General features: G+C 61.3%; 11 protein-coding genes. 5 read left to right on the top strand and 6 right to left on the bottom strand.

What is annotated here, in order from left to right; genetic code table 11:
- Positions 1 to 289: 289 nt before the first annotated feature.
- From HMPREF3056_RS03560 to HMPREF3056_RS03550, 3 genes are read right to left on the bottom strand one after another with little or no spacing between them, the layout of a single operon-like run.
- Positions 290 to 1276 (bottom strand): hypothetical protein, encoded by a 987-nt coding sequence (locus tag HMPREF3056_RS03560; protein ID WP_070547006.1) that lies wholly within the window; start codon positions 1274 to 1276, stop codon positions 290 to 292.
- Positions 1273 to 2076, bottom strand: a complete 804-nt coding sequence (locus tag HMPREF3056_RS03555; protein ID WP_070547008.1) for an ATP-binding cassette domain-containing protein — start codon at positions 2074 to 2076, stop codon at positions 1273 to 1275. Before HMPREF3056_RS03555 ends, HMPREF3056_RS03560 begins: the two co-directional genes overlap by 4 nt.
- Positions 2073 to 2447, bottom strand: a complete 375-nt coding sequence (locus tag HMPREF3056_RS03550) for a GntR family transcriptional regulator (RefSeq protein ID WP_046648800.1) — start codon at positions 2445 to 2447, stop codon at positions 2073 to 2075. The genes HMPREF3056_RS03555 and HMPREF3056_RS03550 overlap by 4 nt, the downstream gene beginning before the upstream one ends.
- Before the next feature lie 225 nt (positions 2448 to 2672).
- Here HMPREF3056_RS03550 and HMPREF3056_RS03545 point away from each other — a divergent pair, with 225 nt between their 5' ends.
- Complete coding sequence (locus tag HMPREF3056_RS03545) at positions 2673 to 3911, top strand: NYN domain-containing protein (RefSeq protein WP_046648799.1); 1239 nt, start codon at positions 2673 to 2675, stop codon at positions 3909 to 3911.
- 115 nt (positions 3912 to 4026) lie between these two features.
- Here HMPREF3056_RS03545 and HMPREF3056_RS03540 read toward each other — a convergent pair whose 3' ends face one another.
- Together HMPREF3056_RS03540 and trxA are read right to left on the bottom strand one after the other, a co-directional pair.
- On the bottom strand, positions 4027 to 4851 hold the full coding sequence (locus tag HMPREF3056_RS03540; protein ID WP_070681798.1) for a PspA/IM30 family protein: 825 nt from the start codon (positions 4849 to 4851) through the stop codon (positions 4027 to 4029).
- A gap of 157 nt (positions 4852 to 5008) precedes the next feature.
- Positions 5009 to 5374: a thioredoxin gene (trxA, locus tag HMPREF3056_RS03535; protein ID WP_046648797.1), complete on the bottom strand. Its 366-nt coding sequence runs from the start codon at positions 5372 to 5374 to the stop codon at positions 5009 to 5011.
- Between the two features lie 149 nt (positions 5375 to 5523).
- Here trxA and HMPREF3056_RS03530 point away from each other — a divergent pair, with 149 nt between their 5' ends.
- Genes HMPREF3056_RS03530 through HMPREF3056_RS03515 form a run of 4 tightly spaced genes read left to right on the top strand, consistent with a single transcriptional unit; the run spans position 5524 to position 9740 of the window.
- Positions 5524 to 5724 carry a heavy-metal-associated domain-containing protein gene (locus tag HMPREF3056_RS03530; RefSeq protein ID WP_070681795.1) on the top strand — a complete coding sequence of 67 codons (201 nt, stop codon included), beginning with the start codon at positions 5524 to 5526 and terminating at the stop codon, positions 5722 to 5724.
- 5 nt (positions 5725 to 5729) lie between these two features.
- Entirely contained in the window at positions 5730 to 7901 is a 2172-nt protein-coding gene (locus tag HMPREF3056_RS03525) for a heavy metal translocating P-type ATPase (protein WP_070754108.1), read from the top strand.
- A gap of 11 nt (positions 7902 to 7912) precedes the next feature.
- Entirely contained in the window at positions 7913 to 9247 is a 1335-nt protein-coding gene (locus tag HMPREF3056_RS03520; RefSeq protein WP_070754107.1) for an MFS transporter, read from the top strand.
- Positions 9237 to 9740 (top strand): VanZ family protein, encoded by a 504-nt coding sequence (locus HMPREF3056_RS03515; protein WP_369816118.1) that lies wholly within the window; start codon positions 9237 to 9239, stop codon positions 9738 to 9740. The genes HMPREF3056_RS03520 and HMPREF3056_RS03515 overlap by 11 nt, the downstream gene beginning before the upstream one ends.
- A gap of 1 nt (position 9741) precedes the next feature.
- Here HMPREF3056_RS03515 and dnaB read toward each other — a convergent pair whose 3' ends face one another.
- Positions 9742 to 11166, bottom strand: coding sequence for a replicative DNA helicase (gene dnaB, locus HMPREF3056_RS03510; protein ID WP_046648794.1), 1425 nt, complete (start codon positions 11164 to 11166; stop codon positions 9742 to 9744).
- Positions 11167 to 11556 lie beyond the last annotated feature (390 nt).

Genomic DNA, 11556 nt, shown 5'->3' with positions numbered 1-11556 from the left:
AAAGTACATTGGCACACTATTGAGTTCTCAGACATCGTCACCACACAGTCATACGGACCGCCTTGAGCGAAACGCAGTACTGCGAGTAAAGAAAATATTTGTTGTCAGGGCCTGTTTTCCTACCGCCACTCTCCAAGAACTTCAGTTCCTGTGGGGCGCTGTCGGTCGCGCTGACTCATATAAAGTTACACACGGCCTTGATAAAACACAAATATGCACTTCAATGAAGGTTTTTACCCCTTCTTGAAGTGCACTAAAACAACCTTTTAACGCAGACATTGGATGGCGCTCAGTGTGCCCCAAACCAGCCCATGAGGCCCGGGCTAAACACGTTGGTCTTTTTAGCCATCCGGGGATACGCGGCAACCCACACGACGTAGATGATTGCCATCCCTGTGAGCGTCCACCACACAGAGATCTCAGAGTTAAGCAGCCACGCAAGCAACACGGCAGCAATGGCTCCGACCGTGACAGCCGTATAGGGCCATGTCTCTTTGTCGGTGATCGCAAAGCTCACGAGAACGGCAGCCATTGCAAGGGGAACGATGGTGAATCCGGCGAGGCTTCCGGTCCACATCAACGTCACCACATCAGTGACAGCTCCCAAGCCCACTGGAATCGCGGTACACAATAACGTCGCTGTGGACCAGGCCGCGCGTGGAACGCCAAAGGTCACCGCATCCTTCATCGAGCTGCGAACCGCGTCAGCCACTAGCGGCAGGACAATCAACGTGACTATGGCGCCTACGATGCCCAGACCCTTATCCCACAGCTTGCTCACCACGATGTTTATCGCAGTTGCGATGGCTATACCGAATGCAGCCCACATCCACGCGCGAGCTTGAGGGCGCAACACAATCTGGGAGACCGGGGACGCTGAGAACCAGCCCGTCGAAGAATCACCATCGCTGCCCGCAATAAGAGAGCTCGTGGTCAGGCGTGACGGCTCGGCACGTTTTAGCATGCACACTGCCCACATGAGCGCCGGCGCAATGAGGACCCACCACGGGAAAGCCCAGGGTGCGCTGACGAGAAGGAGCAAAAGCGCCAGGGAGGCATTGATTCGCCGGTGCCCGTTCCAGACGCGCGTACTGAGACCAAAGGTGAGGTAGCGCGAGAAGTCAGGCTGGACCAGGTAGAGCTGGAGCGCCATAAGGAGTGAATACCCGATGGCCCACCCTTGCCCACGGTCCATTCCCAGCACCGGAAGGATGACAATCCACATGGCGTAGAAGAAGCTGATCCAGCTCAGCGCCATATGTCTATAGAGCTTCATCGCGCCTCCCCCAGCGCCAGAACGGCCTGTTCGAGGGATACTTCGGTGGCACGTAGCCCCATTTCCTGGGCCATGGCAAAGACGTTGGCGGTGTGGTTGGGGCGGGCGTCGACAAGCACACGGTCAGCGACGGCTGAGGTTTCGCGCTCGAGCACCGGGAGCTGCAGGCGCCCCAGCGCGCGATCGAGGGCTTCGGCAGAGCCAGTGAGCTGGACGACACCCTCGATGAACTCATCGATGGGGCCGGACAAGGGGTTGTCCCCCATCAGGGCTACGGTATCGAGCAAACCGGAGAGCTCGTTGAGGTGGTGGGTGGAGACAATAATGGTGCGGCCGTGCTCTTCGCGTAGGACTTCGTAGAATACTTGCCGCTTGGAAGCGTCGAGGCCTAGGTAGGGTTCGTCGAGAAGCATGTACGGCACCCCCGAAGCCACCGCGACGATGAAGCTCGCTGCCGACTTTTGCCCACGGGAAAGCCCCGAGTAGTTCTTCATCGGTAGCTCGAAGCGCTCGACCAATTCCTCGGCGCGCTCCTTGTTCCAGGTGGTCCAGCGCAGGCTGGATACGGTGAAAATCTTCTTCAGGTTCCAGCCTTCGGGCAGGGGGTTATCGATACCCATGAGCACGATCTTGTTGAGCACCTTTTCATTGTCATAGGGCTTGTCGCCGTCGACCTTGATGCCGGAGCCACCCAATTGCCCGGCGATTTTGCGCAGCAAGGTGGTCTTACCAATGCCGTTGGGGCCGACAAGCCCGTGAGTCAGGCCGTCATCAAACGTGAAGTGCGGGGTGGAAATCATGAATAGAGTCCTCGGCTTTCTGCGACAAGGTCGATGAGGTCATGGAGTTGCTGGCGGGTATAGCCCAGGCGCACGGCTTCGTCGATAAGCGGCGCGGCGTACTCGGCTGCGAATTCCTGGCGACGCCGCGCCCGGATCAGTTCGGCGGCACCAGAGGTGACGAACATGCCGATGCCTCGGCGTTTTTCGAGGATTCCGAGATCCACGAGGAGGGTCAGCCCCTTGCGGGCGGTCGCGGGGTTGATGCTGTGGAAGGCGGCGAGCTCATTCGTGGACGGTGCCTGGGCACCCTCGGCGAGAGTGCCCTCGATGATGGCGTCCTCGATGAGCACCGCTATCTGACGAAAGAGCGGCTGCGCGGAGTTGTCCATGCAGACCCCTTAGCTGGTTGGTTACTCATGTAACTAACCATATAACCAACCTTCGGCCAGTGCAAGGTCTCCCCATTCCATATCTTTGACCTGGGAATTTCCTCAAGGTTATCGACGTTTTGTGGCTAATGGGGCACACTGGACTACACCGGCCGTAGGCTGGAAGACCTCACAGAAGTGACCTAAGAAAATTAGTTAGAAGAAATAGAACGGAATTTAGGAGCCATGCTTGAACGAACACTTGTCTTCGTCGACACGTCATATCTACTCGCCAGTTTCTATAACTCCTGGGAGACGGGCGCCCGTGCCCAGCTAGAGATTGATTTACCCGAAGTGGTCAGCTCCCTCGGTTCGATGATTGAAACCCAGGTGGGCAACCGCGTTCACCGCCAATATTGGTATGACGGAATCCCGGATACCGGCCCCCACCGCTACCAACGCGCACTGCGCGTCTGCGACGGCGTCCAGCTTCGCACCGGCCAGCTCATCGAGTGGGGCGAGCGCCGCACACAGAAAGCCGTGGACACCCGCCTTGTCGCCGACATGATCGTCTCCGCCATGAAGGGCCAAGTCACGGACTTTGTTTTGGTCTCCGGCGATGCCGACATGATTCCCGGCGTCCAAGAAGCCGTGAACAACGGCGTACGCGTGCACCTCTATGGCTTTGGCTGGGATTCGATGTCCTCGGCGTTGCGCCATGCGTGCGACTCCACCACCATCCTGGATCCGCGGGAAGATTTCGCCGATGCAATGGAGCTCGAGGTCCTCGAAGGGCCGCTGCCGCCGACCATCCGCGAGCCCCAGCACTCCGAGGACGGCAGCGAGGGCGAAGCCGTTGCCACCGATGAGCACGCAGAGGAGTGCGACGAGCCCACCGAGGCGCAAGCCGCCTTCCCCTCCGCCCCCAAGCCCGGCCCGGCCACACCTTCTGCCGCCGCGACGGACGTCGCCGCGACTGCCTCTCATCCCGAATCAGCTGCGCCCGATACCTCCCGCAAGGAAGAGGAGCCTCTCCCCTCCGGCGAGCAGCCTTCCGCGCCCGGCATCGACTCGCAGGAGCCTGCGGGCGAGGAAGCGGACGCAGCCCCCGAAAGCTCGAAGCCAACGCCCAAGCCAGCTGCGCCCAAACCTTCGATGATGGCGCCGCGCCGCAAGCTGCGGTCGAAGTATGTTCCGCTCCCCGAAGAAGTGTGGAGCTCCGCCGGGTTCCAGTCCCCCTTTGACGTGGGGCAGCAATATGCCTCGTGGTGGTTCGACAACGCCGCGAGCGCCGATCAGCGCGACCAGGCCCACCTGCTCTCGGGCGGCGGCCTGCCCCCGGAGATCGATCGCCCGCTGCTGCAGTTCGCCTGCGAAACGCTGCACGAGTACACGCTGACAGAAACCCAGCGCGTCAACCTGCGCGATGGCTTTCACTCGGGCATCCGCGGCGTGCTCATCAATATCCGCCGCCAAGATAGCTAAACCGAAAATCGTCAAAAGGGACCTTGGAGAGCGTGGGGTTCTGAAACACCCCGGCCGCGCTGCGCGGCCCGCTCTAGAAGGTCCCTTTTCTGTGTAGTGGCTTGCTTCGCAGTGGCTACTGCTTGCCCTCGGCGGAGTCCGATTCGGCGTTGGCATCACTAGCATCAGAATCGGCGCCGGCCTCAAGCGCTTGGTCGCTGGCGAAGGGCGAGTTTTCCAGCTCCTTGCTCTTGGCCATCTCGGCGCGAATCTCGTCCAAGCGGGACGTAGCGGCCATGTCGTGGCCCGCGGCCGTAATTTCCTGAATGCGGCTACCACCCGCCGCCTGATGGAGCTCCTGGGCGCCGAGCGCATCCGCGTAGCGCTTCTCAATCTTGGCGCGCACCGAGTCCAAGGTCGGCGTGGAATCATCCGGCTTGAGCTCGTTCATTGAGTTCAACGCCTCGGCGTTCTTTTCCTGCATCGCTGCCTGATCTGCCTGGGACAGCAACTGGTCGACTTGTGCCAGCTGCTCCTTCAGGCGGGCCTCCGACTGCTGCTGCTGGGCCTTCGCCTGCTCGGCAGCCTGGCTAGCCGCCTCGTGCTGCGTTTTCAGGTTAGCCAGCTCGTTTTCCACGGCGACCAGCTGGCTCGCTACGACCTCTGCCGCCTGGTTGTACTCGGCGGCCTTCTGCGGATCCTCAGAGGCATCCGCCAACTCCAGCGCCCGGCGGGTCTGGTCCTGATAATCCTGCTGCGTCTTCACCAGGCGGTTGAGCTGCATTTCCAACTGGGTCTTGCGTCCAATAATCTCCGCTGCGTGTTCGGAAATCTCGCGATGCTGCTTCTTCGCGCCTTCCACGGCCTGCTGGATCTGGACCTTGGGGTCAGCGTTCTCGTCGATCTTCTGATCGAAAGAAGCCATCACATACTTCCAGCCTTTGCTAAATGGATTTGCCATCGCACTCACTCCTTTGTGGTTCCTGCAGCAGTAGTTAATGCAGCTCTTATTGGTGCCCTATATAAAAAGACGCTTTCCTGCGAGTGTAGCGATACTCACAGGAAAGCGCGCGCGGCGGGGCCACCGGGACCTCACCGCAGACAAGGACTAACCAGTTCTATTCCGCCTGCTGGCTCTCCACCTGGGCGCGGACCTCGTCCATGTCGAGGGCCTTAACCTGGCCAATGAGATCCTCCAGTGCCGCCGGCGGCAGAGCGCCAGCCTCGCGGAAGACCAGGATGCCGTCGCGGAACACCATCAAGGTGGGGATGGACTGAATCTGCAGCTTCGCGGATAGCTCCTGGTTGGCCTCGGTATCCAGCTTGGCGAACGTGGCATCGGGGTGCTCTTCAGATGCCTTCTCAAAGACTGGGCCGAAGCGCTTGCACGGGCCGCACCATTCCGCCCAAGCATCGACGAGCGTAATGCCGTCGCCGGAAACGGTCTCCTGGAACGTGTCCTCAGTAATGTCAATCGTTGCCATGTCTTTTCCTATCAGTCTCGGGGATATTTCTCGGTTCTATCAACCCCCAACGGTACACAAGACTCGATTATTCCTTGCCCACATACCCCAGGGGGGTATATCCTCGACAGTGACATTAACCCCCAAGGTAAGGAGAAGGATCCACCACCATGAGCACCACAACCTACACCGTTAACGGCATGACCTGTGGCCACTGCGAGCTTTCCGTCAAGGAAGAGATCTCAGAGATCAGTGGCGTCACCGACGTTACTGCCGACCACACCACCGGCGCCGTCACCGTGACCGGGGAGGGCTTTAGCGACGACCAAGTCGCCGCCGCCGTCGCCGAAGCTGGCTACGAGTTGGCCTAAGCACCATGACTACCAGTCTCACCCTCGGCATCACCGGGATGACCTGCACGTCGTGTTCCTCCCGCGTCGAGCGCAAGCTCAACAAGCTCGACGATGTCCACGCCACGGTCAACTTCGCCACGGAGTCTGCCTCCGTGAGTTATGACCCTGCAACGACGACGCCCGCCGATCTCATCGACGTCGTCGAAGGCGCAGGCTACGGAGCATTCACCATGAACGGTGAGGGGGAGGAGCCGGCCAGCACGGCGGAGGATGCTCGCGAAAGCGAGGCCTCCGACATCCTGCAGCGCACTCTGATCTCCGCGGCGCTCTCGCTACCAGTGATGCTGCTTTCCATGGTCCCGGCCCTGCAGTTTCAGCATTGGCAGTGGGCCTGCTTGATGCTCACCACACTCGTCTACGTCATCGGCGGAGCACCCTTCCACCGGGCCACCTGGGCCAACCTCAAGCATGGCGCCGCCACGATGGATACTCTCATCACTCTGGGCACCACCGCGGCTTTCGGTTGGTCACTCTACGCGCTCTTCTTCGGTGATGCCGGGATGCCCGGCATGACCATGCACATGACGCTACGCTCCAATGACGCGCAGATGGACCATATTTATCTCGAGTCCGTCGGCATGGTTATCACGTTCCTGCTGCTTGGACGATGGTTTGAGCTCAAAGCTAAGGGGCGCTCCTCCGAAGCGCTCACCACGCTGCTAACCATGGGGGCTAAAGAAGCCACCGTGCTCCGCGACGGCACCGAAACCCGCATTCCCGCCAGCGAGCTCCGCGTAGGCGATGTTTTTGTGGTCCGCCCCGGCGAGAAGATCGCCACCGATGGCGTGGTCCTCAGCGGTCATTCCGCCGTGGATGAATCCCTGCTCACCGGCGAGTCAATGCCGGTTGAGGTTTCACCCGGCAGCACAGTAACGGGCGCGACCATCAACGCCTCTGGGCGCCTTGAGGTGCGCGCCACCCGCGTTGGCTCCGACACCGTCTTGGCCCAGATGGGCGCGCTGGTTACTGCGGCCCAGACCTCGAAGGCACCGGTCCAGCGCCTCGCGGACCGTATCGCCGCCGTCTTTGTCCCCATCGTCATCGGTATCGCCATCCTCGCACTCGTGGCGCACCTCTGGTTCGGCGGTATCGCCCCGGCCTTCGTGGCCGCCGTCTCCGTCCTCATCATCGCCTGCCCGTGCGCCATGGGATTGGCGACGCCCACCGCAATCCTCGTCGGCACCGGGCGCGGCGCCGAACTGGGAATACTCATCAAGGGCCCGGAGATTTTGGAATCGACCCGCCAGATCGACACCATCGTTCTGGACAAAACCGGCACCATCACCGAAGGCCAGATGTCGGTGGGAGCAGTCCAAGCTAAGGCAGGGCACACGCAGCAGGAGGTTCTCCGCCTCGCGGCCGCCGCGGAACAGGGTTCCGAGCACCCCATCGCACGAGCCATCCGCACAGCCTACGAGGGCGAGTTACCCGCAACCGAGGGCTTCCACGAGCTTCCCGGCCAGGGAATCGAGGCAACGATTGAGGGCTCCCGGGTGCGGGTAGGCCGGCCGCCCGCGGGCTATGACGGCACCGGAACGCAGGTGGGCGTCTACGTCGATGACACCCTGGCAGGCACCATCGAGCTACAGGATCGCATCAAGGAATCCTCCGCCGCCGCCATCGCGGCAATGCACAAGCTAGGACTTACACCCCACCTACTCACCGGGGATAACGCCGGCGCGGCACGTGCAGTGGCGCGGGCCGTTGGCATTGATGATGCCAACGTGACAGCGGAGGTCATGCCCGCAGACAAAGTGGATACTATTGCTCGTCTGCAGGAGCAGGGGCGCACTGTGGCCATGGTGGGCGATGGCGTCAACGACGCCGCAGCGCTCGCGCAGGCGGACCTCGGAATCGCGATGGGCGCGGGAGCCGACGTGGCGATCGAAGCTTCCGATATCACGGTGATGAACAACGACCTGCGCTCCGTCGCCGAGGCAGTGCGGCTCGCGCGCAGCACCCTACGTATCATCAAGGGCAACCTATTTTGGGCCTTCGCCTATAATATTATTCTTCTTCCCGTGGCAGCGTTCGGCCTGCTCAACCCCCTATTGGCGGGGTTAGCAATGGCCCTGAGCTCAGTCTTTGTGGTGACCAATTCTCTGCGGCTAAAAAGCTTTACCCCCGCAGAGTAAGCTTAGCCTGCATGAATCGTCTTGATCATCGCTCTATCTCACGCACGGAGAGGCTCGACCGCCTTCCCGTCACCGGAAAACACAAACGTCTTCTTTTCGGCTCCGGCATCGGCTGGGCGCTCGACGCCATGGACGTGGGCCTCATCTCCTTCATCATGGCCGCTCTGGCCGTGCACTGGGGGATCACACCGACCCAGTCCTCATGGCTGGCGTCCGTGGGCTTCATCGGCATGGCCTTGGGTGCTACCTTCGGCGGCCTCTTGGCCGATAAGTTCGGCCGCCGCCACATCTTTGCGCTAACCCTGCTGGTCTACGGCCTTGCCACGGGTGCTTCCGCCCTGGCGACGGGCCTCACGCTCCTCATCATCCTGCGCTTCTTCATCGGACTTGGCCTCGGCGCCGAGCTGCCGGTGGCCTCCACGCTGATCTCCGAGTTCGCACCCCTCAAGGTCCGCGGGCGCATGGTGGTCTTGCTGGAGGCCTTCTGGGCCGTGGGCTGGATCCTCGCTGCGGTAATTGGAACGTTCGTCGTGGGGGCGTCGGAAAGCGGCTGGCGCTGGGCCCTAGCACTCGGCATGGTGCCCGCCCTCTATGCCCTCTATGTGCGCCTTCACTTGCCTGAATCAGTACGCTTCCTGGAGTCGAAGGGCCGCCACGAGGAAGCAGAAGAAATCGTCGCCTCCTTTGAAGCCGAGGTGGATGAGGCGGACATCGACCGCACGACCCCGGCACCGACCTACTCCGAGGAAGATGTCACCGCCACCAGCATCTGGTCGAAATCCCTGCGCGGGCGCACGCTGGCGCTGTGGACCATCTGGTTCTGCGTCAACCTGTCTTACTACGGCGCCTTCATTTGGATTCCGTCGCTGCTTGTCGCAGACGGTTTCTCCCTGGTGAAGTCCTTCAGCTTCACGCTGATTATCACCCTGGCCCAGCTGCCCGGCTACGCCGCAGCGGCCTGGCTCATCGAGGTCTGGGGACGCCGCTCGACCCTGGCGACCTTCCTCGTGGGCTCTGCCCTGTCCGCCGGATTCTTTGGCTTCGCCAACACTGAGGCCATGATCATCCTGGCCGGTTGCCTGCTCTCCTTCTTCAACCTGGGCGCGTGGGGCGCGCTGTACGCCATCGGCCCGGAGCTCTACCCCACCGCCCTGCGCGGGCGCGGTACTGGTGCGGCCGCGGGCTTCGGCCGACTCGCCTCCATCCTGGCGCCGCTTATCGTTCCGCCGCTCATCGCGGTGGCGGGCACGGGCTGGCTCTTCGTGCTGTTCGCAGCGGCCTTCGGACTCGCCGCTGCGGCGGCACTGACCCTGCCAGAATTCAAGGGTAGGACCCTTGCTCAATAGGATCGCCCTTGGCGCGTGGGTCGCGGTCATGGCCGCGCTCACCACGCTTAAGCCCTTCTACCAGATCGGCTACCTTTGGAAGCCGGAGAACCAGCGGGTCCGTGACCTGCGTTTGGTGCCACTTGATGAGTTCTCCGGAGGCACCTGGTTTGGCCCGCTTTTTGAGTATGCGGGCAATACCGCCTTTTTCATTCCTTTCGGCATGCTCGTCTTCAGCATGTGCCGATCAATCAAGGCAACGGCCGCGTGGGGATTCGCGCTGAGTTTGGCGCTGGAAACAGTCCAGTATGCCTTCGCGCTCGGACGCACTGATATTGATGACCTCATCTTCAATACGATCGGCGCGCTCATCGGCGCGGCATTCGCCCGGCTGTGCGGCGAGCGCTTCTTCCCCGTGTGGCGGTGGCTGGCGCTCGCCGCGGCTGCGGTCTTCCTGGTCTTGGTCATCCTCGGCCCACGGTTGGGTGACCCCAACGCCGTCGTGGACCTGTAATTTAACCGTGCGCCATGTTGACGAACTTGGAGTAGTGCAGCTGGTGCGCCACCTTCACCGTGTCGATCGGGCCGCCACGGTGCTTGGCCAGGATGATATCCGCCTCACCGGCGCGGGGATCATCGCGGTCTTGCGAGTCCGGGCGGTAGAGCAGCATAACCATATCGGCGTCCTGCTCCAGCGAGCCGGACTCACGCAGATCCGCCAGCTGCGGCTTCTTATCGGTACGGGATTCCGGGCCACGGTTCAGCTGCGAAATAGCGATGAGCGGAACTTCCAGTTCCTTGGCCAGCAACTTGAGCTGGCGCGAGAACTCCGAGACCTCTTGCTGGCGGGACTCCACCTTCTTGCCCGAAGACATCAGCTGCATATAGTCCAACACAATGAGGTCGAGCCCGTGCTGCTGCTTCAGACGGCGGGCCTTCGAGCGGATCTCCATCATGGTGAGGTTCGGGGAATCATCGATGAACAGGGGCGCATCCTGGATGCGATTGAGGGTGTCATCGATCTTGGCCCAATCCTCCGTGGACACGCGGCCACCGCGCATATCCGACAGCTTCACTTCCGCCTCCGCTGACAACAGGCGCATGACGATCTCGGAGGCAGACATCTCCAGGGAGAAAACCACAGAAGTCTTGTTGTGCTGCAGAGAGGCCGAGCGCATGAAATCCATGGCCAGCGTGGACTTGCCCACGCCAGGGCGGGCGGCGACGATAATCATCTGGCCGGCACGCAGGCCATTGGTCAGGTTGTCGAGGTCGATGAACCCTGTGGGCACGCCCGACTCCACGCCGTTTTGCTGCAGGGCGGCGAGCTCATCGATCGTGGGGTCGATGAGATCACTCAGCGCACGGTAATCCTCAGTCGTCTTCTTCTGCGCCACGGCGAAAACTTCCTGCTGGGCGCGGTCCAGCACGGACTCGATCTCCATGTCTTCGGAGCCCTGGAAGCCGAGTTGGACGACTCTAGTACCGGCGTCCACCAGCTTGCGCAGCACCGCCTTCTCCGCGACAATCTCCGCGTAATAGCGGGCGTTAGCCGCAGTGGGCACCGTGGCCAGCAGGGTATGCAGGTAGGGCGCACCGCCAACGCGTTCAAGGTTGTTATAGCGATCGAGACGGGCCGCAACAATCACCGCGTCAATATCCGTGCCCGCCGCGTAAAGATCGATCATGGCCTGGTAGATGAGCGTGTGCGCAGGATAGTAGAAGTCCTCCGGCTCCAGCTCCTCAATGACCTCCATGACCGTATTCGGGCTCAGGAGCATGGCGCCGAGAACGCCCTGTTCGGCCTCGCGGTCCGCGGGCGGCTGGCGAAATTCGCCGTAGCGCTTTGGCTCTTCCTGCCGGTAAGAGCGGCGAGGTTCCTCCTCTACCGGCTCCGGCGGCGGTGGAACGTGGTCGTCGTCAAAACTGGCATTAGTCATTGCTCATCAATCCCACCGTTCATTAGTCCCACCCTGGCCGTGCCTGAAGTTCTTACTCTTCTCCGCGCCGGACGGCCAAGCTTCGATGCAGTGCCAAGCGGCAACCGCGCGTAGTACACAACAGTGTAGCCGAGGGTCAAGACACTACCCCTTGGGCATAACTCTCACAGTTATCCACAGAGAGCTGTGGAATTCCCAGGTCAGCAAAGACTTGGTATGCAAAGCCAGAGGTCAGGGCTGTGGATAACTTTGCACCGCTGTGACCAGCGAAGTTTATTTCTGCAGGTCAAGGCGCGTTTTTTGAGATGTGAAAATACGCACAAATCCCGTGGAAAAGTAGGGGCATTACCCCGATATCGCCGCTACCAGCGGGTTAACACATGGCGGCAT

Origin of the sequence: Corynebacterium sp. HMSC056F09, from assembly GCF_001815785.1 — a bacterium.
GTDB lineage: Bacteria > Actinomycetota > Actinomycetes > Mycobacteriales > Mycobacteriaceae > Corynebacterium > Corynebacterium hiratae.
The sequence above is the reverse complement of the archived record's forward strand: the minus strand, read 5'-3'. Positions and strand labels throughout refer to the sequence as shown.